The following is a 25,763-nucleotide window of genomic DNA, read 5'->3' as shown; positions in this document are numbered from 1 at the left end:
CCCCCGCCCCCAGGTTCCCCGGCCTGGTCGACCTCGACCAGGCCGCTCATCAGCCGACCCCCTGTGCCGTCTCGCGAGCCGCCTACCGGGTCACCCGAATCCGCCGGGCGGTCTCCTCCCGTACCGCCCGGTGGGTCTGGGATGGTCAACGTTGTCTCGACAGCAGGTCGTCGGCCTGCTTGGCGGCGGCGTCGAGCGCCTGCTGGGGAGATTTCTTGCCGGTCAGGGCCGCCTGGATCTCGGCGGCGAGCAACGACATCACCTGCCGGGCGGCCGGGTTCGGCTCACCCGGGAAGGCGAACTCGAGCGCGTCGGAGAACTGCTGCGCCTGCGGGTCCTTGGCCGGCACCTTGGCGTCGGTCCGCGGCGACAGGAAGCCCGAAGCGGTGCCGAGGGCGATCAGTTGCTCGGGCTCGATCATGAAGCCGAGGAACTTCTCCGCGGCGGCGATGTTCTTCGAGCCGGCGTTGATCGCGAGCCCACCGGGCAGGCCGAAACCGACCTGCTTCTTGCCCTGCAACGGCTTCCCGACGATCACGTTGCCCGCGCCCCAGGTGCTCGCGACGGTCTTGGCGTCGGCCGGGGTGTTGGTGAAGCCCATCGCCACCTGCTGCTTGCCGAGTGCCTGGTCGGCGATCACGTTGCCGTTGGTCAGGCTGCTCTTCGGGATCGCGCCCGCGGAGTACAGGCTGGTCAGGAAGGTGAGTGCCTCGACGCCCTCGGGTCCGTTGAAGGCGGCCTTCTGACCGTCCTCGGAGAACACCGAACCGCCCGCCTGCCAGAGCAACGGGTAGAAGTTCAGGTTGAGTGTCGCCTCGGGAGAGGCCGAGTAGTCCAGCGTCGCGACGCCCGCGGCCTTGAGCTTCGGCGCCGCGGCCTTGATCTCTTCCCAGGTCTGCGGCGGGGTGGTGATGCCGGCCTTGTCGAGCAGTTTCTTGTTGTAGAGCGTGGTCGTGACGGTGTGGTAGATCGGTGCCCCGTAGACCTTGCCGTCCACGGTCAGGGCGCTGAGCGCGTTGGGCAGGAAGCTGTCCTTGGCCGGCTCCACCACCTTGTCGACCGGCGCCAGCGACCCGTTCTTCACGTACTGCGGGATCTGGTCCGGGTTGAGCAGCAGCACGTCCGGGCCCTTGCCACCGGAGAAGGCGGCCGCGAGTTTCTCGTCCCGCTTGGCCCACGGCTGCTGCTCGACCTTGAGATCGGTGTTCGTGTTGGCGGCTTCGAAGTCCTTCTCGATCTGCGCCCAGTAGGCGGTGTTGGCCTGCTCGTCGGCGATCACCGGATACATCCAGACCGTGACGGAGGCCGTCGACGACTCCGCGGAGTCCCCGCAGGCGCTGAGTGAGGCCGCGACCGCGAACGCGGTGAGCGGCGCCAGGATGCGGCTGACACTGGTTTTCATCGGACCCCTTAGTCCAGAGGAGGTGGAACAGTGGGACGTCGGGCTAATAACGGTCCAGGCCGAAACTAGCGGCCGACAATTTCTGCTGTCAACGGTTGAGGTCGACCCGGAACAACGAGGCGCCGGACGTCAGCAGCAATTGACAGTCACCCCGTACTCCGAGCCGCCGGTGCGGCTGCTGGAGGAGTAGGGTCGGGGCGTGGTTCGGCCGATGATCGATCCTGAAGACCTTGGTGAGATCGATGCTCACGTAGACGCCCTTGCTGTTGGCGACCAGGTCGCCGCTACTCGAGGTGGTGCCGAGGACGTAGCTGCGGACGACCTTGCCGTGCTTGGGTTCGAGGGCGAAGACGGTCTTGCCGGCAACTCCCCAGAGCAACCCGTCCGGTCCGAACGCGACCGCGCTGACCGTGGCCGCGCCGGGAACGGGAGCGGTCTCCCAGAGTTTGCGGGAGCCGGCGACGTCCCACGCGAAGATCGCGCCCTCGGTGCGGGTCGGCGGCGTGGTGGCCAGACCGCCGACGATCGAGGTACCGCCGTAGACGATGCCCTTGCGGGCGGTGAGCCCGAAGACGCTCTCGTCCTGGACGACGTTGCGGAACACCTGCGTGGTCCCTGTCTTCGGATCGTGGATCGCCAGTGCGCCACCGAGCCGGTCGCCGTCGGGGACGGTGCCGATCGCGATCTTGCCGTCCACCTCGACCAGGGCCCGGGCTCGCGTCTGCAGGTGTGGCTTGAGATTGACGGCGAGCTTGGGGTTGTCCGGCGTACCGGGTGGGCCGGGGGCGTACTCCGGACTGCTCCACGGCTTGTCCGGGTCGTAGGAGTAGAGCCGTGCGTCCGGGTAGGCGCCGACCCAGACCTTGCCGTCGGAGGTCTCCAGCAGGGCTTCGATCTGGGAGAACCGGTTGAAGACGGACGCTCCGGTGGTCGGGTTGACCACGCCCAGACCGCCGTTCAGGAAGCCGCCCGCGTAGATCGACGACTTCCCGCCCGCCACGGACAGAATCTCGATCGGTTCCCGCCGTACCTCGGTCGGCAGGATCGCGAACTTCTGGGTCTGCGGGTTGTAGCGGAACATCTCACCCCGCCACAGCGTCCCGACGATGCTCTTGCCCGGGTAGTCCGGCAGATCCAGTTCGGCCCAGCCGATCGAGCGGGTGTTCTGCACCCGGCCGGTCAGCGTCAGGCCCGTCCCGGTGAGGGTCTTGGCCACCGGGTCGTACCGCTTCAACTCGCTCTGCTGGAAGAAGTAGATCTCGCCGGCATCGCCTGGCGGTGACACGTCGAGCCCGTGGGCGCTGGGGATCTCGTCCACCCACGCGCGGGTGGTGAGGTCGTAGACGAACAACGGGCCGGGGAAGGTGTTGATCCGCGCGTAGAGCCGGCCGTCGTACGCGTTGAGGTCGTAGATGGTCTTGCCCGTGACGTCGCCGAGCCCTGGTGGTGTGGGGAGTTCGGTGATCGCGCCGGTGACCGGGTCCAGTTCCATCACGTGGGCGTCGGGGAGTGAGCCGGTGTAGATCTTGCCGCCGGCGTACACGATGCTCTTGACGTACGGCTGTCCCGGCTTGACCTGGCCGTAGTCGCGGACCGCCTTGGTCACCGGGTCGTAGCGGAAGACCCGGCCGCCGGGGTACGTACCGCCGTACACGTTGCCTTGGTCGTCGACGGTGACGTCCCAGGTGATCCCTTGTCCGGGGATCGGCTGGCCGAGGTCCTCGGCGACGTTGCCGGCGCCGGGCCGCCAGCGGTAGAGGTGGCCGTTGTTGTAGGTGCCGACATAGATCGAGCCGTCGGGTGCGGCGGCGACGGCGTAACTGCCGTCCGCGCCGGGGAGGGCGGCGGAGACCAGGCTCGCTCCGGTCGCCGGGTCGACGGCGTTGAGATACGCGGGCTTGCCGGTGGAGACGTTCCACAGAGCGGGTTTGCCGTTCGGGCCCGGAGCGACGGTCCCGCCGATCAGCAGGACGTCTGCCAGCGGCATCCCGAGCGGCACGACGGCTGGTGGGCCGGGCCTGGCAGGGGGCACGGCTTGGGCGCCGGTCAGGGGCGTGACGAGTAGGGCGGTGAGTGCTACCGCGATGAGCGAGCGGGCTGATCGCATGGGATCTCCCCTTGAAGCTGGCCTATTTACGGTCCTGTCCGAAAGTAGAGCCGCTCGCGGTGGGGTAAGTCAACCTCTAAACATGCCCATTGCCTGCAGCTTGTCATCCGGCCTTTCGGCCCTGGTCCTTACGGCTTGGGTAGCCGGGCCAGCAGGTTCTCCAGCATTTCGCGGGTGGCGGCGAAGTAGCTGTTCTCGCGGGTCAGCGCACGGTGGAAGGCGGCCAGTTCGGCGGCGGAGATGGTGTTGGAGAAGGTGCTGATCTCGGTCAGGTCGAGTCGGCGGTTGAACAGGTGCACGGTGTCGCGCCAGCGGTGCAGCAGGCCGACCAGTTCCGCGTCGCGGTGCCGGCCGAGCGCGCCGGACACCAGCGCGAGGTCGACCGCCGAGACGACCAGCCGCGGATAGACCTGGCGCTGGGTCGGGGTTTTGGGGGAGAAGCGCTCGTCGGACAGCAGCCGGGTGTTCTCCTGCAGTTCGTCGGCGACGGCCCGCAGTACTTCGGTGCGCCGCTCGGCCTCGGCGCTCAGGCGTTCGACGAAGATGCCGGTCAGGCCGGCGACCAGGGTGAGCGAGTTGACCGCAGGCTCCCAGCGGCTGTTCTCCGGCCAGAAGAACCAGATCACGCCGAGCACGAACGCGAGAGCCAGCAACCCGTAGCTGACCGCCGTCACGACCGTACGCCGGTACGCCGCCCAGCGCGGGTTCCCCGTCGTCCGGATCAGGGCCTTCGACAACACCCGCAACCGCGCGAGCACCCCGAGCCGGGCCCGGGCCACCCGTCGGGCCGAGTCCGGCGCAGCCGGGTCGAGCGGCTCCGGCGGGTCCTCCGCGGCGGGGCGGCCCGGAGTACCGGTCATCGGGCCCAGATGTCGTCGGCCAGGGTGTTGACGGTCTCCTTGGCCGCGCCGGGTGCGAGCAGCAGCAGGTCCAGGCCGAACGGGCTGGGCCGGCGGGTGTAGCGGAACCCCGAATGGGCGTGCTCGATCGGCGTCAGGTCGCACGCCACGGTGAGCTTCTTCAGCCGCTCGGTGGAGAACTTGCGGGTGGTGTAGAGCAGGATCGTGTCGTCCGGCTCGAGCACCACCTCGGTGTGGTCCGGCAGCCCCATCGTGATCGGCTTGCCGGTGTTGTTCTGCCAGACGATCTTGACCAGCAGCGCGTCGTCGTCCTCGACCTCGCCGCGGAAGTCGATCCGCTCGTTGTCGATCTTGAGGTCGGTGTTGTAGCGCAGCGCGCTGGTGACGAACTCGGCGAACGCCCGGGTCTGGTGGTACTCGTCGGCGGCCGCGTTCGCCGCCTCCTGGTCCAGGCTGCTGGTGCTGGCGACCTCCAGCAGCAGCCGGTCCTGCGGGCGCAGTACCCGGGTGATGGTGGCGAGCAGTTCCTGGTCGCTCTCGAAGTTGGCCAGCGTGTTGCCGGTCAGGGTGTAGAGCAACGGGTCGTCGCCGACCAGCCGGGACAGCATCTGGCCGAGCTCGTCGACGTTGTCGGAGATGGAGAAGTCGATCTGGACCGGGAGCACCTGGGCCATCGGGAACCTGGCGCCGCGGACCGGTTCGAGGGTGCCCATCCGGAGCATCTCCGAGCTCATGTCGACCGGGATGTAGAACATGTTGCGGTTCTGCCGGTAGAGGTCGCCGAGGATGGTGCGGTCCTTCACGCCGGTGCCGACGCCGAGGCTGACGAAGTGGAAGCCGCCCTTGTCCACGTGTGGGCGGATCTTGCGCCAGTGCCGCAGGAACGACTCCGCGCCGGCCTTCATCACCAGGTAGAAGGGGTCGTTGGTGGCGTTGGCCCAGGCGATCGTCGGGCCGATTCCCCAGTAGGAGAAGCCCGAGGTGATCTGTTTGCCGTCGCCGGTGGTGGAGAACGGGCCGCGCAGGTCGCCGGTCAGGGTGGCGAGCTTGTCGGTCTGGTCCTCGCCGACCAGCAGCAACGACCAGGCGAAGTCGTCGTCGGCCAGCGCCTGCTCGAGCTTGCGGATCACGTGCACCGGCTCGTCGGTCACAGTTGGCTACCCCTCCCACGGATGAGTGGTCAGGTTACCGGTTGGCCACGCTCCGCGCAGAGACGGAAAAGCCCTGACCGGCCCCGGCGTCGTTCCCACCGGCCCGGTCAGGGCTGTCTCGCGATCGTTCGGTCAGACGGTCTTCACCGCGTCGGCCTCACGGCCCTTGGGTCCGTCCACCACCTCGAACTCGACCTGCTGCCCGTCCTCCAGGGTCTTGTAGCCGTCGGAGACGATCTTGCTCCAGTGGACGAACACGTCGTCCTGGCCGTCGACGGCGAGAAAGCCGTAGCCCTTGTCGGCGTTGAACCACTTCACGGTGCCGCGCACCATCACTACTCCCGTAGACCTTCAACGGGACCCGCTCAGCTCGGGCCCCTCGGTTGATCGAGCGGTCAACAAGCCTAGCCCAGCGGCACCGGCGAGCGAATTTCAGCCGCGGTGGGAGGCGGCCAGGCCGATGATGCCGGCCGCGACCAGCAGCAGGGCGGCGGTCAGGCCGAGGTCGTCGGTCTGGACGATGCCGTTGTCGTTCAGGATCCAGATCGTCGCGCCGCCGGACAGCACGGTGCCGGCGATGATGCCGGGGACGTCCGGCTTCGGCTGCTTCATCCGCGCTCCACCTTGATGCTGCCGAGCTTGAGGTTCATATCCAGCACGACCGTCTGCGGGCCTGCCTTCCCGTCCGCGCCGAGGTCGTTCAGTATCACCTGAGCACTGTGCCCACCCTTGTGCCGGCCGAGCGCGTCCACCTCACCGGTCTTGGTGGTCAGGGTGCCCGACACGTCGATGTTCTGCGGCAGTTTCAGCACCACCTCGCCGACGCCGCCGGCGACGACCACCTTGGCGCCGGGCGCGAAGGTCGCCTTGGTCAGGTCCAGACGCACGGCCCCGGCGTCGAATTGGTACGCCGTACTGGTCGCGGTGATGGTCGTGTTCGCGTCGGCGACGACGTTCGCGTCCTCGAAGTCGCGGGGGATGTCCGGGAAGACCGTGCTCGCGCCGATGCCGAGGGCGAGCAGGATGCCGACCGGCAGCAGCGCCAGCGTCCGGCCGAGGAAGCCGCCGAGAAGCATGCCGAGGCCGAGCGTCCCCAGGCCGATCACCAGCATCGTCGTGGTGCTCGCGCCGGCCGCCCAGGCGATCGCGATCGCGAGACCGGTCAGCACGAGGATGGCCGGCTTCACGCCGCGGTAGCCCTTCACCGGCGGCGGTGCGGTGGTCCTGGTCGCCGCGGCGGTGGGCGCCGGCGGCTCGTCGACGTACAGGCCGAGGGGATCGTCCTCGGTCCACACAGGGTGGACCGGCTCGGTCACCCGGTCCTGAGGTCGCTGCGTGGCCGAGGACGATTGGCCCGCTGGGGGAGGTAGCGGGCCGCTCTGAGGTGCGCCCTGGTACGGCGAACCGGGCGTGGACTGCTGCGCCCCGGGCCCGTACTGCGTACCCGGGCCGTACTGCGCCGGTCCGTACTGCGCCGGCCCGTACGGCGAAGCCGGCGGGTACTGCGAGCCGGGCGCGTCCTGCTGCCCGTGCGCGGTGGTCTGACCCGGCGCGGGCTGCTGACCCGGGGCGGCGGGGGAGCCGGGCCGGTTGACGCTGCGGGACCAGTTGGCCCGGTCGGACCAGTTCGAGCGGCCGCCCTTGCGGCGGAACACGAACAGCCAGAGCAGCCCGAGCACCACCAGCGGTCCGGGGATCAGTTTGCCGAAGTTGAAGGACGACATCATTGCGATGGCGACGAACACGCAGACGCCGATCACCACCGGCCACAGCCACGGGTGGTCGGGCCGGACCCGGTCGCCGAGCAGGCCCTGCGCGGCCGAGCGGTCGCTGCCCTCGTCGGGCATCAGCACCCACGCGGCGACGTAGAAGAGCAGACCAGGACCGCTGAGCACCAGCACCGCCATCACGACGCGGATCAGCACCGGATCGACGTTCAGCGCGCGGGCCATCCCGCCGCAGACGCCGGCCAGCATCCGGTCGGATCGACTGCGCCGCCAGCTCTGCACATCCTTGAGCTGGGGGCGGTCGAATCCGCCGTTCGAGTTCTGCTCCATGTCATCGATACTGTCTCGCCGCGTCCGGCGGCAACATAGGGGATCCCCCTCGATCACCCCGGACGTCACGCAACGTGAGGCTGAGCGGGGCGGTCGGCTCGGGGTTGTCCCTCAGCGGCCCCTGACCCGGGCGGCGCCGAGCTGAGGAGACAGCCGGGGACAAGCCTGCTGGTGTCGGCCCGGTCCGCGTGTGACGATCGTGGGGATGACTCAACCAGCTGCTCCCGCGCCCACGGGCGGATCTCCGGTTCCCGGGGGCCCGGCCGCGGGTCCGTACGCCCCGCTGCCCTACGCGCAGCAGCCGTACGGACCGGCCGGCCAGCAGCAGCCACCGCCCAACGAGCCCCCTCCGGTACGCCGTGCCTACCGCCGCGCCGATGGACGTGTACTGAGTGGAGTGGCCGGCGGGATCGCGGACCACCTGGGCGTGTCCGACACCGTCGTACGGCTGGTGTTCATCGCCGCGACGGTGTTCGGCGGGTTCGGCGTACTGATCTACGCGGCGTTGTGGTTCCTGATGCCGCTGGAGGTTCCGACGGTTCCGGCGGCGCCGGGGCTGGCGGCGGCGACTCGCAACGACTTCCGGCGGGACCAGCCGCCACCCGTGACGGAGTACAAGGAACGCAAGCGGGAGAAGAACCGCGGCCAGCTGACGGCGCTGGTGGTCGTCGGGATCGGCGTGCTGCTGCTGCTCAACGTGGCCGGGATCGGTATCGCCGGGAAGATGTTCTGGCCGCTGGTGTTCGCCGGCACGGGCCTCGCGCTGATCTGGCGGCAGGCGGACGAAGGGCAGAAGCAGGCCTGGTCCACCAAGGCGCCGACGCTGGGCGCGCTGTTCGGCAAGGGCACGCTGAAGTCGGTCATCCGGGTACTGGTCGGGCTGATCCTGATCGGGACCGCGGTCACCGTATTCCTGGTGCAGAACAACCGGCTGTCGATGGTCGGCGACGTCCTGGTCGCCCTGCTGCTCGCGGTCGTCGGCATCGGCGTGATCGCCGGGCCCTGGATCCACCGGCTGACCAGAGACCTGAACTCGGAGCGCTCGGAGCGGATCCGGTCCCAGGAGCGGGCCGACATGGCCGCGCACCTGCACGACTCGGTGCTGCAGACGCTCGCGCTGATCCAGAAGCAGGCGAACGACCCGCGGGCCGTAGTACGGCTCGCTCGGTCGCAGGAACGGGATCTGCGGTCCTGGTTGTACGACGAGGACGACAACGCCGACCAGACCCTGGCCGGAGCGGCCAAGCGGGCCGCGGCGGAGGTCGAGGACTCGCACGGCGTACCGGTCGAGGTGGTGACGGTCGGGGACTGCGAGCTGACCGAAGGACTGTCGGCGATGGTCCGGGCGGCGCGGGAGTCGATGGTGAACGCCGCGAAGCACTCCGGAGCTGACAAGATCGACGTGTTCGTCGAGGTCGACGGGGACCGGGCCGAGATGTTCGTCCGGGACCGCGGCAAGGGCTTCGACACCGACGGGGTGCCGGAGGACCGGCTGGGGCTGCGGCACAGCGTGATGGGCAGGATGGAACGGCACGGCGGTCGCGCGACAGTGCGGTCGAACCCGGAGACAGGCACCGAAGTGCGACTGGAGATGGACAGATGAACGGACAGCGGCGAGTGGTCGTGGTGGACGACCACGACATGTTCCGGGCGGGCGTGCGGAGTGAGATCGGATCCTCGGTCGAGATCGTCGGCGAGGGCTCCGACGTGGACACCGCGGTGAAGGCGATCGTCGGGACCGAGCCGGACGTCGTCCTGCTCGACGTGCACCTTCCCGGCGGCGGTGGCACCGAGGTGATGAAGCAGGTGCACCAGCGGCACCCCGACATCAAGTTCCTGGCGCTGTCGGTGTCGGACGCGGCCGAGGACGTGATCGGTGTGATCCGGGCCGGCGCGCGCGGCTACGTCACCAAGAACATCAGCGGCACCGAACTGGTCGACGCGATCGGCCGGGTCGCCGATGGCGACGCGGTCTTCTCGCCGCGACTGGCCGGCTTCGTCCTGGACGCGTTCTCGGGTGCGATCGACATCGCCTCGGTCGACGAGGACCTGGACCGGCTGTCCCAGCGCGAACGCGAGGTACTCCGGTTGATCGCCCGCGGTTACGCGTACAAGGAAGTCGCCCGCGAGCTGTTCATCTCGGTGAAGACGGTGGAGACCCACGTCTCGTCGGTCCTGCGCAAGCTGCAACTCTCCAACCGCCACGAACTCACCCGCTGGGCCACCGACCGCCGCCTGGTCTGACCGCGCCCCGAAGTACAGGAAAGACAAAGCAGGAAAGACCGAGGCAAAAGCGGAGAGAGTCAGCTGCCGCAGGCCGGTGCCGGCGGAGGAGATGGGCCGGATGGCGGGCTGGTGCGGGCGTACCAGCGCCGCCTGATCGAGTGAGCGTCCCGGTCGGGGCAAGGGGCGCACGTGGCGAGTTTTGGACAGGGCGCACATTCGCCACCCCGACAGGGGCGCAAGGAGCTTTGCCGCTGTTATACCGTCGACTCTCATGGAGCGGAATCTCACTGCCGAACAGCTCGCGCTCTTCGAGAAGGAGTTCGCGTCGAACCCGCAGTACCGGGTGATGCAGAACGCCGTCACGGAGACACCGGTCACCAAGATCGCGCTGGACCGTCAGGTCGTCACCTCGATCGACCATTCCGTGTCGAACCTGCTCGACGACTGGAAGGTGACGAACCAGAAGAAGAGCGGCCGGTGCTGGCTGTTCGCGGGCCTGAACCTGCTCCGGGTCGGCGCGGCGGACAAGCTGAACGTCAAGGACTTCGAGTTCTCCCAGAACTACCTGCTGTTCTGGGACAAGTTCGAGCGGGCCAACTTCTTCCTCGAGGCGATGATCGACACCGCCGAGCGCGACGTCGACGACCGGACCGTGGCGCACCTGCTGTCCGACCCGATCGGTGACGGCGGTCAGTGGAACATGTTCGTCGCGCTGGTCCGCAAGCACGGTCTGGTGCCGAAGACCGCGATGCCGGAGACCGAGAGTTCGTCGGCGACCGCCCAGATGAACGACACCCTGCGCAAGCTGCTCCGCCAAGGCGCCCGGGACCTGCGCAAGCTCGACGGTGCGGAGACGCAGCGGGCCCACAAGCAGAAGATCCTCACCGACGTCCACCGGGTTCTGAGCATCCACCTCGGCACCCCGCCGCAGAAGTTCCTGTGGCAGTGGAAGGACAGCGAGAAGGACTTCCACCGCGACGGCTGGACCACCCCGGCCGAGTTCGCGGCGGCGTACGTGACGCTGCCGGTCGACGACTACGTCTGTCTGGTGCACGACCCGCGCGAGTCCAGCCCGACCGGCAAGACCTTCACCGTCGACTACCTGGGCAACGTCATCGACGCGCCGCCGGTGGTCTACCTGAATGTCGAGATCGAGCTGATGAAGAAGCTGGCCCAGGACGCCATCGTCGGCGGCGAGCCGGTCTGGTTCGGCTGCGACGTCGGCAAGCAGATGTCGGGCGACCTCGGCTACTGGGACGCGAAGCTGTACGACTACGACGCCGTTTACGACACCGAGTTCACGCTGGACAAGGCCGAGCGGCTGCTGCACCACGAGACGCTGATGACGCACGCGATGCTGTTCACCGGGGTCGACCTGGTCGACGGCAAGCCGCGCCGCTGGCGGGTGGAGAACAGCTGGGGCGACGAGAAGGCCGACAGCGGCTTCTGGACCATGAACGACTCGTGGTTCGGCGAGCACGTCTTCGAGATCGCCGTCCGCCGGTCCGCCCTGCCTGAGGACCTGCAGGCGCGTCTCGACGACGCCCCGATCGTGCTGCCGGCCTGGGACCCGATGGGCGCCCTCGCCGACTGACCTTTGTACGTTCCCGACGGCCGGCGCACCTCCTGGGGTGCGCCGGCCGTCGGTCATTTCACGCCAGAGCGGTACTCCGCCTGTCGGGCTGTTCTCAGCCCAGAGCCGTGCGGATCACCGCGTTCATCTCGTCCGGACGCTCCAGCGAGGGCAGGTGGCCAGCCCAGGCGAGCTCGGTGTGCTCGACGTCCGGGAGGAGCTCGGTCAAGTAGGCCGCGCAGGCGGCGAAGAACTTCAGCTCGTGAGCGCCGGTGAAGAGCTTGATCGGCGCCGGGATGCCGCTGACCTCCCACTCTTCGTTGTCCACGTCACCGGCAGCCAGCTGTACTTCGAAGGCGTGCTTCTGCATCACCCGCACGAGCTCACGGGCCTCGTCCCCGGCCTCCAGCAGCCGGTCTTCCTCGGCCGCGAACGCCCGGAAGTCGTCGGTCGGCTGCACGTTGTCCGCCGGCGGTGACATCAGCACCAGCCGGCTGAACCGCTCCGGCTGCCTGCTCGCCGCCTGCAGTACGACGTACGCCCCGTACGACGATCCCACCACCTTCGTGCTCTCGACTCCCACCTCGTCGAGCACGTCCAGCACATCCTGAGCATCCGCGTACTTCGCCCCCGCCTCGAGCGGCGACTGGCCGTACCCGCGCAGGTCCAGCGTGATCACCCGGTGGTCCCGCCGCAGGTCCTCGACCTGCCGACCCCACATCCGCGAATCACAAACCCCCGCATGAACCAGCAGAACCGTCGGCCCGTCGCCGACCACCTGATGAAAGATCGTCATCCCCGGAGCCTCCCCGGCCCGACCACAGACCGCAAATCCTTTACCTGTCCGTGGTCAGCCCATTCGGATGACGGTGAAGGTTTCCGCGTAGTGGCCGGTGGGGAAGCCGGCCGTGGTGGCGTTCTGCCGGAACCAGCCGCGCATCTTGGTGGGGAGGGTGTCCGGGTCGGGGTGCTGGCTGGTGTGGGACATCAGCGCCGCGATCTTCTGGTCGAAGGTGTCGGTGATGTCGACGTAGTGGTTGACGTCGGGGTGTTCCATCATCCACAGCTCGCCGGCGGTCCACGCCTCCTCCTCGACTTCCGGCAGGGCGAACGGGTTGCCCGCGGCCGGGAAGTACGCCCGGACGGTGGCTTCTCCGGCCGCCAGGTGGTCCGGGTGCGAGGCGGGCAGACGGCTCCAGTTCCGCTCCGGCGACTGGCTGAGGATCCGCTGCGGCCGGACCTTGCGGATCACCCGGACGATGTCGCGGACCAGGTCGTACGTCGGCTCGAGCGACCCGTCCTCGTAGCCGAGGAAATGCAGGTCCCGTACTCCGACGTGCTCGGCCGCGGCGGTCTGTTCGGCCCGGCGTACGGCCGGCATCTCGGCCCGGTCGCGGTCGGGCTCGAACCCGCCGGCCTGCCCGTCGGTGATGACGCAGTAGCTGACCTCGAGGCCGGCCTTGGTCCACAGCGCGACCGTGCCGGCGCCGCCGAAGTCGATGTCGTCGGGGTGCGCGACCACCACCAGTACGCGCTCGATCTCATCGTCTGGGCGGGGATTGCCGGCAGGAACGCTCACAAAGGCGACCCTAACCGCTCGGAGCAGGCGCCGGAGCGGGACCCGGCCCCGGGTCAGGCACCGACGGCGGCGCGGTCGAAGGTCAGTCCGGCCGGCAGGCGGTGCTCGATCACCGAGTCGACGATCCCGTACTCGCGGGCGTCCTGCGCGGTCAGCACGTGATCGCGATCGGTGTCGTGCCGCAACCTCTCGATCGACTTGCCGGTGTGCGCGGACAGGATCATCTCGACCTGGCTGCGCACCCGGACCACCTCGTCCGCCTGCAGAATCAGGTCGGGGATGGTGCCCTGACCGCGCGCCGCCGGCTGGTGCAGCACGACCCTGGCGTGCGGGAGGATCGCCCGCTGTCCCGGGTCCCCGGCGGCCAGCAGTACGGCGCCGGCCGCGATCGCCTGGCCGACGCAGAACGTGGCGATCGGCGACCGGACGAACTGCAGGGTGTCGTAGATCGCCAGCATCGCCGTCATGTCGCCACCCTCGCAGTTGATGTAGAGGTTGATCGGCATCTCGGGCTTGTCCGCCTCCAGGTGCAGCAACTGCGCGATCATCGCGTTGGCGACGCCGGCGTCGATCGCCGTACCGAGGTAGATGACGCGTTCGGACAGCAGGTGCGAGTAGACGTCCATGATCCGCTCGCCGCGCGGGTGCTGGGTGATGACGTTGGGGATCGTGTAGCTGCTCATCGCGCGGCCCCCGCTCCGACCTCGACCGGCTGTTTGCGCAGCGGCATGATCTGGTCGAACGAGTCGACCACGTGGTCGATGAACCCGAACTCCAGCGCCTCGGCCGCCGTGTACCAGTGGTCGTGCAGCGAGTCCTCGAACACCGTCCCGCGCGGCTGCCCGGTGTCCTCGGCGATCAGGCCGAGCACGGTGTCGCGGATGTGCCGCAGGTCGTTGGCCTGGATCTCGATCTCCACGGCCGATCCACCGATTCCCGCCGACCCCTGGTGCATCAGCACGCGGGCGTGCGGCAGGGCGAACCGCTTCCCCGGAGTACCGGCGGACAAGAGGAACTGCCCCGCACTGCAGGCCAGCCCGAGCGCCACGGTGGCGACGTCGCACGGCACCAGCCGCATCACGTCGCGGATCGCGAGCATGGAGGGGACGGACCCGCCGAGCGAGTGGATCCAGAGAGCCACGTCGGTGCCCGGGTCCTCGGCCGCCAGCGTCAGGATCTGCGTCGCCAGCAAGGTGCCGTTGTCGTCGTTCAACTGCCCGTCGAGTACGACGATCCGCTGCCGCAACAACTGCAGCCGCGCCTGCTCGGTGAACAAGGGAGCCTTCGATTCATCTGCCATGTCACCACCCTGACCGCCCGGGATCCGGCACCGAAGCGATTCTGCTGCCAGCAGGTCTGCTCACAGCCGACACGGATCCCGGCCGTCCACGGTGAAGGGCCCCGGTGCCGAAGCACCGGGGCCCAGGCACCCGCCCGGCGAAGTACCGGCACTGGCGGGTGATCCGACGGTGTAATCCCGTCCCTTCTTCTCGCGGACTGCGACTTGCGTACAGCAACTGCGAACTGCGTATTACCACTGCGAACTGCGACTGCGAACTGCGACTGCGAACTGCGACTGCGAACTGCGTTACTACAACTGCGAGAAAAAGGATCGGATCCGGCGTGAAACCCGAGCCCCTTCCTTGATCGGCCCGGCGGAATCCGCCGTCGTACTACTTCACAACTTTGGACAGGTCGTCAGCTGTCCACGTCAGCTTCGCTGTTCTCCTCTGTCAACACGAGGAACCTTACCCAGCCCAGCGGGCAATGTCTAATCCATCCACCATAGATTTTCCGAGCGGCTCGAATGAGCTTCGGCGGGTGCTGAAGTCTCGCTCCGGTTGGTGAGCCGCGCCGGAGAAGCAGCCTGGCGGCGGTGGTCACCGTCGTACGGCGACTGTCGGCGGGAGCGCCTAGGCTGGTGGGCGATGACGACGCTCTTTTCTCCAGACGAACTGCCGGTGCCGCTCGAGGAGCCCAAGAAGCACCGGGCCGACCCGGAAGCGCTGCTCGAGGGGCTGAACCCGCAGCAGCGGGCGGCTGTCGTGCACGCGGGGAAACCGCTGCTGGTGGTCGCCGGTGCCGGCTCGGGCAAGACCCGGGTGCTGACCCGGCGGATCGCCTATCTGCTGGCGGCGCGGGACGCGCATCCGGGCTCGATCCTGGCGATCACCTTCACCAACAAGGCCGCGGCGGAGATGCGGGAGCGCGTCGTCGAACTGGTCGGGCCGCGGGCGAAGCTGATGTGGGTGTCGACGTTCCACTCGTCCTGCGTGCGGATCCTGCGCCGCGACATCAAGCGGTTCGGGATCTCCTCGACGTTCTCGATCTACGACGACACCGACTCGCGCCGGCTGATGACGCTGGTCTGCCGTGAGCTCGACCTGGACGTCAAGCGGTACAACCCGCGCGCGGTGCTGAACTGGATCAGCACCCAGAAGAACGAGTTGATCGACCACGAGACCGCCGCGGCGAAGACCTCGAACTCCCTCGAGGAGACCTACGCCGAGTGCTACCGGATCTACCAGGAGCGGCTGGCGCAGGCGAACGCGCTGGACTTCGACGACCTGCTGATGACCACGGTCAACCTGCTGCAGGCCTTCCCCGAGGTCCGCGAGTACTACCGGCGCCGATTCCGCCACGTGCTCGTCGACGAGTACCAGGACACCAACCACGCGCAGTACACGCTGATCCGGGAGCTGTGCGCGGACCTCCAGCCGGGGCCGAACGACGGGCCGGTCAGCCCGCCGGCCGAGCTGATGGTGGTCGGTGACGCGGACCAGTCGATCTACGCCTTCCGGGGCGCGACGATCCGCAACATCCTCGCCTTCGAGGAGGACTTCACCAACGCCGAGACGATCCTGCTGGAGCAGAACTACCGCTCCACCCAGACCATCCTGACCGCGGCGAACGCGGTGATCAGCCGTAACGAGGGCCGCAAGGCCAAGAACCTGTGGTCGGACTCCGGCCAGGGCGAGCAGATCGCGGTGTACGTCGCCGACAACGAGCACGACGAGGCGCAGTTCGTCGCCGACGAGATCGACCGGCTGACCGACGCGGACGGGGTGAAGCCGTCGGACGTGGCGGTGTTCTACCGGACCAACGCGCAGTCCCGGGTGTTCGAGGAGGTCTTCATCCGCACCGGCCATCCGTACAAGGTGGTCGGCGGCGTCCGGTTCTACGAGCGCAAGGAGGTCCGCGACGCGCTCGCGTACCTGCGGGTGCTGGTGAACCCCGAGGACCTGGTCTCGCTGCGCCGGATCCTCAACGTCCCCAAGCGCGGCATCGGCGACCGGGCCGAGGCCGCGATCGAGGCGCTCGCGCAACGCGACCGGATTCCGTTCTCCGCCGCGCTCCGAAGGGCCCAGGACGCGCCGGCGATGGCGAGCCGCAGCGTGAACGCGGTCCAGGCCTTCGTCGACATCCTCGACGAGCTGACCGCGATGGTCGACTCGGGTGCTCCGCCGGACGACATCCTGGACGTCGCGCTGCACCGCTCCGGGTACTACGAGGAGCTGCAGAAGTCGCCGGATCCGCAGGACGAGACCAGGCTGGAGAACCTGGACGAGTTCATCTCGGTGGCCCGTGAGTTCGTCGAGGAGCGCACGGCGGCGGCGGAACCGTCCGACCTGCAGGCGTTCCTCGAGCGGGTCGCCCTGGTCGCCGACGCGGACCAGATCCCCGACGCCGCGGACGACGGTGGTGTCGTCACGCTGATGACGCTGCACACCGCGAAGGGCCTGGAGTTCCCGGTGGTGTTCCTGACCGGCATGGAGGACGGGGTCTTCCCGCACTCCCGGTCGCTGACCGACATGAAGGAACTCGAGGAGGAGCGCCGGCTCGCGTACGTCGGGATCACCCGCGCGCGGCAACGCCTGGCGATCTCCCGGGCCGCGGTGCGCTCGGCGTACGGGGCACCGCAGCACAACCCGCCGTCCAGGTTCCTCGAGGAGATCCCGGCCGAGCTGCTCGACTGGCGCCGCGACGAGTCCGCGATCACCCGCTGGTCGAGTACGGGTACGTCCACCACGCCTGGCAGCAGGATCACCAGCCGGTACGAGCCACCCCGCAAGACGGCGTCCGACAAGCCGGTGATCAGCCTGAACCCGGGAGATCGGGTGGTCCACGACAGCTTCGGGATGGGCACGGTCGTGGTGGTCCGCGGCGAGGGCCAGCAGGCTCAGGCGGACATCGACTTCGGCTCCCAGGGGGTCAAGCGGCTGCTGCTGCGGTACGCGCCGGTCCAGAAGATCTGAGCCGGATCGGTTGCTATCTGAGCTGGTTCGGTTGCTATCTGGGCGCCGACTGGGACAATCGGGGTTTCGACCCTCCCCGGACGAAGGTCCTCGCCCATGCCGAAGGCTCCCGACAGCAACCGCCGGATCATCCTGGCGGGTGCGAACCCTGGCCTGCGGCTGTTCGACACCGACGGCAAGGTCACCGCGTTCGCGTCGATCTGGATGGTCGACTGGTCGATCTGCGGCGCCGGTACCGCGGTGGTGCTGTGGTTCGACGGCATCGTCCGGGTCGTCTCGGAGGATGTCGATCTCGCCTCCTGGCTGGAGCGGTACTTCGTCCGCTCGTTCCTCGAGGTCCAGGGCCTGCCCTGGCACGAGCCGGCCGTCGAGCGGGATCTCGTCCAGGTGTCGATGAACCTGGCGGACGGCTTGAGCGCCAAGGCGGCCGACATCCAGATCGAGATGGGTGGCGTGCTGGACCGGCGGCTGTTCGCCACCGACGACTTTCAGCTTGCCGAGGGCAACCACAGCCTGAGCCTGGTGATCGCCCCGGTCCGCTCGGCCACCGTCTCCATCGGCGGCGCCGGCGTCCCCGGCTTGGTTCAGGTCGACGGCTCAGCCGACCGCCCCGGCTCCTCGGCTTTCCTCACCACAGCAGAAGTCTGGCGCCGTTAGTCAGTGCGGACTGTGGCCCACCAGGTGTCCATGCGGGGCGCGACGGCGGCACTGCGGCCTTGCTCTGTCACGCGGGCGGTGCGGAACAGGTAAGCGGCTATTCCGGCGGCGCCTTGCATCCAGCCGACGCCCGGGGGGAGTAGCGGGTCTTCGTTGCGGTGTTCGATGAACTGCCAGTACGCGTGGGAGCCGTCCCGGACCGCGCGCTCGACCAGGACGTCCGCCAGATGCAGAGCGAACTTCAGGTCCGTCTGGTCGCCAGTGGCCTGCCAGGAGTCCAGCAGCACGTCGGCGACGCCCGTAGTACCGCAGCAGCGGCCGTCGTTGTCCCAGAAGCCGGGGTAGAGCCGCTCTGGCAGGCCGGACGACTTCACGCTGTGCAGGCAGCGCTGTCGCCAGGTCATTGGCGCGTCGCCGGCCACGCTCTCGACTCCGGCATGATCCAACGCGGCGAAGAGCAACGAAGTACCGGCGGGGCCGTGGCACCAGTTGTAGGTGACCGGATCCTGGTCGGAGTCTTCTTTGATCGGCACCATCCGGGGAACGGCGAAGCCCTGGTCGTCACTGACGTTGAGGGTCACCAGGTAGTCCGCGCCGCTCCGGGCCGCCGAGACGAGGTCCGGCCGGTCGAGCTCGACCCCGGCAACAGCCAGGGTGGCCGCGATCCCCGCCAGGCCGTGCGTGAGGTTGGGCATCTCCGACCGCTGATCGGTGAGGAACCGCTGCGGAACGAAGGGCCAGGTGACACCAGGCGGCGCGGGAACCGCCTCGGCCAGCAACAAGGCCGCCGCCTGTTCGGCGAGCTCAGTGGCCGTGTCCACGCCGTGCCTGCGCGCCCACAAGGCGCCCAGAAGTACTCCGGCGGTGCCCAGAGTCATGTCGTTCAGCCGCGCGCCCGGCAGGTACCTCGGCGGCATGGCGAACGACTGCGGCCATCCGTCGGGCTCTGCCAACTCTTGGAGCCGCTGCACCGCCTCAGCCACACCGGGCGAATCCAGTGCCACCAGTACGTCGATGTTGCTGACCAGCCCGTCGAAGTACGTGCAATCGGTGCTCTTGGAGATCACCGCCCGCAGCCGCTCGGCGATTCCGTCGGCGAGCACCTGCTCCTCGTCAGTCCACGGTCGGTGAAGCTTGATCTCCGCCAGCACATGCGCCAGCCCACCGATCCCGCTGTGCACCCCGTCGCGGTCTGCCGGAATCTCTGGCCGCTCCGGACCGCCCACGGACTCCGGGATCCACGGGCCATCGTCCCAGCGCACCTGGTCGAGCACCCAGCGCCAGGCGGCATCAGCCACCTCGCGGTACATCAGCCACCCACCGGCAAGGCGGCGTTGCGGAACTGAATCCCGCTGAACTCGACCTCGATCGCGTGCACGCGGGTGCCAAGCCTTAGTCGGGAGCGGCAGGATCAGGGGTTGAGGCCGCAGTCGTTGCGCAGCCACGACAGCGGGTTGATCGGCTCGCCGCCGCCCGGCCGGACCTCGAAGTGCAGGTGCGGGCCGGTGGTGTTGCCGGTCATGCCGACCGCACCGACCTGGTCACCGGCGTACACGGTCTCGCCGACCGACACGGAGAACTTCGACATGTGGTTGTACCAGGTCTCGGTGCCGTCCTCGTGCCGGACGCGGACCTGGCGGCCGTAGGCGCCGGCGAACTCGGCGCCGACGACCTCGCCCTTCTTCACCGAGCGGATCGGCGTACCGATCGGGGCGGCGAAGTCGGTGCCGGTGTGGTTGCGGGCCCAGCGGCCGCCGCCCTGACCGAAGGTGGCGGTGATGTGGTAGCCGGAGATGATCATCTCGCAACGGCTGGCGGAGGTACGGGCCTTCTCCTCGGCCGCCTCGACGGCGGCCTTCGCGTTGGCCAGCGCGGTGGCGCGCTTGGCGGTCAGGTTCCGGGTGGCTTCGAGCTTCGCGGCCCGGAGCTTCGCGGTCCGGTCGGCCGAGGCCTGCTTCTTGGTCAGGTCCGCGCCGGTGAGCTCGACCCGGGAGGAGTCACGGGTGGCGAGCTGGCGCCGCTCGATCCGGGCGGTGGTCACCTCGGAGAGCTGGCTGTTGCCCATGCTGAGCGCGGCGATGTTGACCGCGGAGTTCGCCTGCGTCGGTGAGGCCAGCGAGCTGTGGCTGAAGCCGACTGCTCCTGCCGCGGCCGCGAGGGCCGCGGTCAATCCGACTACCTGCGTACTGCTGGGGGTATTACGCCTGGCAACACGATGCTTGGCACTGTGACGTCCTGCGCCGGTCTTGCGCGCAGCGTTGCCTGGCGTGACGCGGCTGGCCGCGGCACGGTGCTGGGACACAACGTGGCCTTTCGGTCACAGGGGAGGGGCTGGGACGGGCTAGGGAGGCCTTGTCCCGCCCTCGGGAGTTTTATTCCCCCCGGGGGCTCATGCACCATAACGGAACCGCAACGAGCCGACAAACCCCGCCACCCGTTTTTGGGCCTCTCCTTCACGAAACTTTTGCATGAGCCGCTGCACGTGCATCGGCGCGGCCGCTCAGTTGCCTGCTATGTCAGGAACAACTGTCACGCAACTGTGCCCTTCTCGTCGTCGTGTTCGTCGAGGTGCGAGAGCGCCCCGGTGATCTGGTGCACGACCTCGCCGTGGAAGGGCAGCGACAGGTGGCCGACGCCGTTCACCCGGACGTTGCGAGCGGTCAGGTCGGGGTGCCGGATCCGGGCCCGCCGCTGCGGCACGATGAGTTGGTCCACGTCGCTGTAGAACGCGACGAACCGGGTCCGGCAGCCGGGCGCCGGCTCCTCGAGTTCGGCCATCAGGTCGCTGTCCGGCCGGACCTGCTTGACCAGCGGCCAGGGCAGCAGCCGGGCGGCGACGGTGCCCTGGTGCGGAGTGCCGAGCGTGACGCAGGTGTGCACGCGCTGGTCGCCGCCGAGCCGCTGGACGTAGTACCGCGCGATCAGGCCGCCCAGACTGTGCCCGACCACGTGGATCTGCTCGGACCCGGACTCCTCGCAGAGCGCCTCGATCTCCTCGCCCATCCGCTCCGCCGTACTGCGGACGTCGAGCGTGAGGGGTGAGTACGAGAACGTGTGGATCCGGGTGAACCCCCGCCGGCGCAACTGGCGGCGCATCAGCGCGAAGATCGTGTGGTTGTCGATGATCCCGTGCGCGAGCAGGATCGGCGTACCGGCGGCGCGGACGTCGCCGACGAGCAGGCTGCGCTGGGCCGGGGTGAGACCGCTGAGGTTGAGCCGGTCGGCCCGGCTGCCGGCTGCGCTGACCAGGCCGAGTGGATACATCGCCAGATGGGTGGTGATCCAGCCGAGCTCGACGGCCGCACCCTGCAGGACCCGGGGTGACAACGCGGCCTGGGCGCCGTACCGGAGGCCGTCCAGCGCCTCCCGGAGACTGCTGCGGGCCGCCTCGTCCGCGAGGGCGGCGACGGGCTCTTCTGGTGGCTCGACGGCTTCGGAGCTCATCGGCGTCTCCTCGCTGGAATCAGACCCCCCGCGACATTGGTCCGATCTCTTTCCACGGTAACCGGTTCCCCGTTCGCGTGGCCGGGAACACACACCTCCGTGTCTTATCCGTGAGGGTGGGGCTCGGATAGCCTGCGAATGCTCCTGCACCATCCGGGGCGCACTGCCGCGTCCGCGTACCGAGAGGCCCACCACATGCCAGCCACCAGCCCACTGCGGGTCGTCGTCGCCAAGCCGGGACTGGACGGCCACGACCGGGGAGCCAAAGTGGTCGCCCGGGCGCTGCGGGACGCGGGCATGGAGGTCATCTACACCGGGCTGCACCAGACGCCGGAGCAGATCGTCGAGACGGCGATCGCCGAGGACGCCGACGCGATCGGCCTGTCGGTGCTGTCCGGCGCGCACATGACGCTGTTCAAGAAGGTCCGCGAACTGCTGACCGAGCGGGACGCGGACGACATCGTGGTCTTCGGCGGCGGGATCATCCCCGAGGCCGACCTGCAGCCGCTGGCCGAGCTCGGCGTGCACAAGATCTTCACCCCCGGCGCGACCACGGTCGAGATCGTCGAGTGGGTCCGCGCCAACGTCGGCGACGCCTCCGCCACCGCCTGAGCCTTCCCCGGGACGCCTGAGCCGCCGGACGGCGGTTGCGCCACCCATTCGACCCCCCGGATCCGTTCCGGAGCGCGTCGGCGACTTTGTGCAGCCGATCCGGGCATTCCTGCCCGCGGAACCGATGTTACTAATCGGTAATACCGAATCGTTAAGAAACACCTGGTTGTGCACGGTGTGGAATCGCGGTCGCATACAGCCATGCGTTTGTCTGTTCATGACGCTGGGATCGGCAACATGTGTGGCTCAGGACACATCGCCCCCGATCTCGGTTACTGTCCGGATAAGGCGGCTCGCAGCACAGGTGGGGGTCTGCGAACGGCCGACGCAGGACCAAGGACGTCCCATCGGGAGAGGGCAGGTACACGATGAGGTTTGAACGATCACACACACGCAAAGCGGTCGCTCTGGCCGTGGCCGGCAGCCTTGCGCTGCTCGCCTCCGCGTGTGGCGGTGACGACGGGGACAGCGGTGGTGGCTCGACCGGGGGCGGATCGGCTCTGGAGGGTCGTGGCCCGATCACGTTTGCCACCGGCAAGGACACCTCCGGCAACCTGACGAGCCAGGTGGCAGCCTGGAACTCGCAGCACCCGGAGGAGAAGGTCACGGTTTCGGAACTGCCGGAGTCCGCCGACCAGCAGCGCAACCAGATGATCCAGAACGCGCAGGCCAAGTCGGACGCCTTCAGCGTGCTCAACCTGGACGTGGTGTGGACCGCGGAGTTCGCGGCGAACCGGTGGGTCACCGAGTTGCCGGAGGACAAGTTCCCCGATCTCGGCAAGTTGCTGCCGTCAACGGTCGACACCGCGAAGTACCGCGACAAGTTGTACGCGGTACCGGTGACGTCCGACGGCGGGTTGCTCTACTACCGCAAGGATCTGCTCGACAAGGCGGGTGTCAAGGCGCCGACGACGTGGACCGAGATGCAGGAGGCCTGCACCAAGGTCAAGGCGCTGCCGGAGGCGAAGGCCGCTTCCTGCTACGCGGGCCAGTTCGAGAAGTACGAGGGCCTGACGGTGAACTTCTCCGAGGCCGTCAACGGCGCCGGTGGCGTCGTCGTCGGTGACGACGGGAAGCCGAACGTCGACACGCCCGAGGCGCTGGCGGGTCTGCAGTTCCTGGTGGACGGCTTCAAGTCCGGGATGATCCCGAAGGCCGGCATCACCTACACCGAGGAGCCGGGTCGCCGGGCGTTCCAGGAAGGCAACCTGATCTTCCACCGCAACTGGCCGTACGTGTACGCGCTGGCGAACAAGACCGACGGCTCGTCGAAGATCGCGAACAAGTTCGGCGTGGCTCCGCTGCCGGGCAAGGACAAGGCCGGCGTCTCGACGCTGGGCGGTCACAACTACGCGATCTCGGAGTTCGCCAAGAACAAGGCGACCGCGGCCGACTTCATCAACTTCATGGCCAGCGAGGAGCGGCAGAAGGCGAACATCGAGAAGACGTCGCAGGCACCGACCTGGGCGTCGCTGTACGACGATGCCGCACTGAACAAGTCGTTCCCGTACCTGGCGCCGCTGAAGGCCTCGATCGAGTCCGCGAAGTCGCGGCCGAAGGTGGTCAAGTACGGCGATGTCACCACCGCCATCCAGGAAGCCGCGTACGGCGCCCTGACCGGCACGACACCGCCCAAGGATGCGCTCGCCGGTCTCCAGACCAAGCTGAGCTCACTCATCACCCAATGATCGAAACGGCGGGGCCGGTGCGCGACGTGTTCGTCGCGTACCGGCCCCGGCCTGTCCCTGCCCGGCCCCGCCGGGCGGAGAGAAGGAGGCAACGGTGAGTGCATCCGCTCCGGTCGCCCAGCGACCGAGCAAGGAGACCACCAAGGCGCGGCGCACGACCTCGTTCAACGAGGGCACCGGCCGACTCGCGGCGACGCTGCTGTCGCCGACCCTGATCGTCTTGATCCTGGTCGTCGTCTATCCGATCCTCTCGGCGCTGCGCGAGTCGCTCTACACCAGCGGCCAGCGCATCGACGAGTCCGGCTTCGTCATCCAGGGCTCGGAGTTCGTCGGGCTGGACAACTACTCGGCGATCTTCAGCGGAGAGACCGCCGACCGATTCTGGAACGCCTTCTACAACACCACGTTCTTCACCGTCACCTGCGTCGCACTGGAGACCGTACTGGGTGTCGCGATGGCCCTGGTGATGCACAAGGCGTTCAAGGGCCGCGGCATCGTCCGGGCCAGCATCCTGGTGCCGTGGGCGATCCCGACCGTGGTGTCGGCGTTGCTGTGGAAGTGGATCTTCCAGGCCGACGGTGCGGCCAACGCCCTGCTGGGGCAGCAGATCCTGTGGTCCACCGAGGGCTGGCAGTCGGTGATGTCGGTGATCATCGCGGACACCTGGAAGACGGCGCCGTTCATCGGCCTGCTGGTGCTGGCGGGCCTGCAGACGATCCCGGACGAGGTGTACGAGGCGGCGAAGGTGGACGGTGCCAGTCCCTGGCAGACGTTCGTCCGGATCACCCTGCCGCTGGTCAAGCCGGCGCTGCTGGTCGCCGTACTGTTCCGCATCCTCGACACGCTGCGGATCTTCGACCTGCCGTTCGTGCTGGTCGGCCCGAACAAGTCGTCGGTGGAGACCTTGTCGATCCTGGCGTTCCTGGAGGCCAACCAGACCAGATACGGGCCGGCCGCGGCGTACGCGACGTTGCTGTTCATCTACGTCGCGGTGGTCGCGTTCGTGTTCGTCAAGTTGCTCGGTGCCGACGTGCTCGGTGACGCGGTGCAGAAGAAGAACAACAAGAAAAAGAAGAAGAACAAGGACGTCGAGAGCGCGCCGCCCGGGGTGGCGCTGGGTTCGGCATCCGGGATGAGCGGTCCGGGGAGTGGGGTCTGATGGCTGTTGCGGAGAAGGCTCCTGCGAAGGTTGACGTCAAGGCGGCCGAGGCCAGTCCGATGCGCCGGTACCTACCGCTGCTCGGCGTGGCGCTGATCGTCCTCTACTGTCTGGCGCCGTTCTACTGGATGGTGGTGTCGGCGCTGCGCCGGCCGAGTGATCAGTTCGACAACTCGATCATCCCGACCACCTGGTCGCTGGACAACGTCAGGGACGTGTTCAAGTCGGGCACCGGCTTCGGCCGCGGTCTGCTGAACAGCCTGCTGGTGGCCGGTACGGTGACGATCCTGACCCTGATCATCGGCCTGGTCGCGGCCTACACGCTGGCCCGGCTGGACTTCAAGTTCAAGAACTTCGTGCTGGCGATCATCATCACCACCTCGATGTTCCCGGGGATCTCGCTGGTGATCCCGCTGAAGAAGCTGTTCGTCGACATCGGCTGGATCAACACCTACCAGGCGATGATCGTGCCCAGCCTGTCGTTCGCGCTGCCACTGGCGGTGTGGACGCTGACCACGTTCTTCCGGCAGATGCCGCGAGAACTGGAACAGGCGGCGATGGTGGACGGCTGCACCCCGGCGCAGGCGTTCCGCAAGGTGATCCTGCCGCTGGCGGCACCTGGTGTGTTCACCACCGCCATCATCACCTTCATCGCGGCCTGGAACGAGTTCCTGATCGCGCTGAGCATGGTGAACCGGAAGGAGATCCAGACGGCGAACGTGGTGATCTCGCAGTTCACCGGTACGTCGGGACGCGACCAACCGTTCGGCAGCCAGATGGCGGCCGGCGTGGTGGTCACCATCCCGCTGGTGATCGCGGTGCTGATCTTCCAGCGCCGGATCGTGGCCGGCCTGACCGCGGGTGGTGTGAAGTGAGCTACGACGACGAGCGGCGCCGGCGCGAGCAGGAGGATCGCGACCGCCGGGACCGTGAGGAGCAGGACCGGCGGGACCGGGAGGAACGGGACCGCAGGGATCGCGATCGTCGGTAGG

The 25,763-nt window shown here is 68.3% G+C and carries 23 protein-coding genes; 9 read left to right on the top strand and 14 right to left on the bottom strand.

What is annotated here, in order from left to right:
- Window positions 1–145: 145 nt before the first annotated feature.
- The 7 genes from ABD255_RS04725 to ABD255_RS04695 form a co-directional block, all read right to left on the bottom strand.
- Complete coding sequence (locus ABD255_RS04725; RefSeq protein WP_344210127.1) at window positions 146–1,402, bottom strand: sugar ABC transporter substrate-binding protein; 1,257 nt, start codon at window positions 1,400–1,402, stop codon at window positions 146–148.
- Window positions 1,403–1,490: 88 nt separating this feature from the next.
- On the bottom strand, window positions 1,491–3,509 hold the full coding sequence (locus ABD255_RS04720) for a ligand-binding sensor domain-containing protein (RefSeq protein WP_344210124.1): 2,019 nt from the start codon (window positions 3,507–3,509) through the stop codon (window positions 1,491–1,493).
- 128 nt (window positions 3,510–3,637) lie between these two features.
- Entirely contained in the window at window positions 3,638–4,369 is a 732-nt protein-coding gene (locus tag ABD255_RS04715; protein WP_344210121.1) for a hypothetical protein, read from the bottom strand.
- A complete protein-coding gene (locus ABD255_RS04710; protein ID WP_344210119.1) occupies window positions 4,366–5,520 on the bottom strand; it encodes an L-histidine N(alpha)-methyltransferase in 1,155 nt (384 codons plus the stop codon). The genes ABD255_RS04715 and ABD255_RS04710 overlap by 4 nt, the downstream gene beginning before the upstream one ends.
- A gap of 132 nt (window positions 5,521–5,652) precedes the next feature.
- Window positions 5,653–5,853, bottom strand: coding sequence for a cold-shock protein (locus tag ABD255_RS04705; RefSeq protein ID WP_020386989.1), 201 nt, complete (start codon window positions 5,851–5,853; stop codon window positions 5,653–5,655).
- Between the two features lie 99 nt (window positions 5,854–5,952).
- Complete coding sequence (locus ABD255_RS04700; protein ID WP_344210114.1) at window positions 5,953–6,132, bottom strand: hypothetical protein; 180 nt, start codon at window positions 6,130–6,132, stop codon at window positions 5,953–5,955.
- The gene (locus ABD255_RS04695) at window positions 6,129–7,577 is read right to left on the bottom strand and encodes a PspC domain-containing protein (protein WP_344210112.1); all 1,449 of its coding nucleotides are present in this window, start codon (window positions 7,575–7,577) and stop codon (window positions 6,129–6,131) included. The genes ABD255_RS04700 and ABD255_RS04695 overlap by 4 nt, the downstream gene beginning before the upstream one ends.
- A 205-nt stretch (window positions 7,578–7,782) precedes the next feature.
- Between ABD255_RS04695 and ABD255_RS04690 the strand changes: the two genes are divergently transcribed.
- The 3 genes from ABD255_RS04690 to ABD255_RS04680 all read left to right on the top strand — a co-directional run bounded on the left by ABD255_RS04690 (window position 7,783) and on the right by ABD255_RS04680 (window position 11,397).
- Window positions 7,783–9,180, top strand: coding sequence for a PspC domain-containing protein (locus ABD255_RS04690; protein WP_344210110.1), 1,398 nt, complete (start codon window positions 7,783–7,785; stop codon window positions 9,178–9,180).
- The gene (locus ABD255_RS04685; RefSeq protein ID WP_344210108.1) at window positions 9,177–9,821 is read left to right on the top strand and encodes a response regulator; all 645 of its coding nucleotides are present in this window, start codon (window positions 9,177–9,179) and stop codon (window positions 9,819–9,821) included. Before ABD255_RS04690 ends, ABD255_RS04685 begins: the two co-directional genes overlap by 4 nt.
- A 253-nt stretch (window positions 9,822–10,074) precedes the next feature.
- Complete coding sequence (locus ABD255_RS04680; RefSeq protein WP_344210106.1) at window positions 10,075–11,397, top strand: C1 family peptidase; 1,323 nt, start codon at window positions 10,075–10,077, stop codon at window positions 11,395–11,397.
- 94 nt (window positions 11,398–11,491) lie between these two features.
- On the opposite strand, the gene ABD255_RS04675 is transcribed toward ABD255_RS04680, so the two are convergent.
- From ABD255_RS04675 to ABD255_RS04660, 4 genes are read right to left on the bottom strand one after another with little or no spacing between them, the layout of a single operon-like run.
- Complete coding sequence (locus ABD255_RS04675; RefSeq protein ID WP_344210104.1) at window positions 11,492–12,172, bottom strand: alpha/beta fold hydrolase; 681 nt, start codon at window positions 12,170–12,172, stop codon at window positions 11,492–11,494.
- Between the two features lie 54 nt (window positions 12,173–12,226).
- A complete protein-coding gene (locus ABD255_RS04670; RefSeq protein ID WP_344210102.1) occupies window positions 12,227–12,955 on the bottom strand; it encodes a PIG-L deacetylase family protein in 729 nt (242 codons plus the stop codon).
- 53 nt (window positions 12,956–13,008) lie between these two features.
- Complete coding sequence (locus ABD255_RS04665) at window positions 13,009–13,638, bottom strand: ClpP family protease (protein WP_344210098.1); 630 nt, start codon at window positions 13,636–13,638, stop codon at window positions 13,009–13,011.
- A complete protein-coding gene (locus ABD255_RS04660; protein ID WP_344210097.1) occupies window positions 13,635–14,255 on the bottom strand; it encodes a ClpP family protease in 621 nt (206 codons plus the stop codon). The genes ABD255_RS04665 and ABD255_RS04660 overlap by 4 nt, the downstream gene beginning before the upstream one ends.
- Window positions 14,256–14,883: 628 nt before the next feature.
- Here ABD255_RS04660 and pcrA point away from each other — a divergent pair.
- Window positions 14,884–17,211, top strand: a complete 2,328-nt coding sequence (gene pcrA / locus ABD255_RS04655; RefSeq protein WP_344210095.1) for a DNA helicase PcrA — start codon at window positions 14,884–14,886, stop codon at window positions 17,209–17,211.
- 96 nt (window positions 17,212–17,307) lie between these two features.
- Complete coding sequence (locus ABD255_RS04650; RefSeq protein WP_344210093.1) at window positions 17,308–17,868, top strand: hypothetical protein; 561 nt, start codon at window positions 17,308–17,310, stop codon at window positions 17,866–17,868.
- On the opposite strand, the gene ABD255_RS04645 is transcribed toward ABD255_RS04650, so the two are convergent.
- The 3 genes from ABD255_RS04645 to ABD255_RS04635 form a co-directional block, all read right to left on the bottom strand.
- The gene (locus ABD255_RS04645) at window positions 17,865–19,178 is read right to left on the bottom strand and encodes a lanthionine synthetase LanC family protein (protein WP_344210091.1); all 1,314 of its coding nucleotides are present in this window, start codon (window positions 19,176–19,178) and stop codon (window positions 17,865–17,867) included. The two genes, ABD255_RS04650 and ABD255_RS04645, sit on opposite strands and share 4 nt — an antisense overlap.
- Window positions 19,179–19,279: 101 nt before the next feature.
- Window positions 19,280–20,038 carry a M23 family metallopeptidase gene (locus tag ABD255_RS04640; protein ID WP_344210090.1) on the bottom strand — a complete coding sequence of 253 codons (759 nt, stop codon included), beginning with the start codon at window positions 20,036–20,038 and terminating at the stop codon, window positions 19,280–19,282.
- A gap of 359 nt (window positions 20,039–20,397) precedes the next feature.
- A complete protein-coding gene (locus ABD255_RS04635) occupies window positions 20,398–21,312 on the bottom strand; it encodes an esterase/lipase family protein (RefSeq protein ID WP_344210088.1) in 915 nt (304 codons plus the stop codon).
- 195 nt (window positions 21,313–21,507) lie between these two features.
- Here ABD255_RS04635 and icmB point away from each other — a divergent pair, with 195 nt between their 5' ends.
- The 4 genes from icmB (at window position 21,508) to ABD255_RS04615 (ending at window position 25,646) form a co-directional block, all read left to right on the top strand.
- On the top strand, window positions 21,508–21,924 hold the full coding sequence (gene icmB, locus ABD255_RS04630; protein WP_344210086.1) for a coenzyme B12-dependent isobutyryl CoA mutase small subunit: 417 nt from the start codon (window positions 21,508–21,510) through the stop codon (window positions 21,922–21,924).
- Between the two features lie 413 nt (window positions 21,925–22,337).
- The gene (locus ABD255_RS04625) at window positions 22,338–23,612 is read left to right on the top strand and encodes an ABC transporter substrate-binding protein (RefSeq protein ID WP_344210084.1); all 1,275 of its coding nucleotides are present in this window, start codon (window positions 22,338–22,340) and stop codon (window positions 23,610–23,612) included.
- A 94-nt stretch (window positions 23,613–23,706) separates the two neighbouring features.
- Entirely contained in the window at window positions 23,707–24,771 is a 1,065-nt protein-coding gene (locus ABD255_RS04620) for a carbohydrate ABC transporter permease (protein WP_425554379.1), read from the top strand.
- Entirely contained in the window at window positions 24,768–25,646 is an 879-nt protein-coding gene (locus ABD255_RS04615) for a carbohydrate ABC transporter permease (protein ID WP_425554382.1), read from the top strand. The genes ABD255_RS04620 and ABD255_RS04615 overlap by 4 nt, the downstream gene beginning before the upstream one ends.
- The last annotated feature ends 117 nt before the right edge of the window (window positions 25,647–25,763 follow it).

It is taken from the genome of Kribbella sancticallisti, from assembly GCF_039530625.1.
Lineage (GTDB): Bacteria > Actinomycetota > Actinomycetes > Propionibacteriales > Kribbellaceae > Kribbella > Kribbella sancticallisti.
This window is presented reverse-complemented; position numbering and strand designations above follow the sequence as displayed.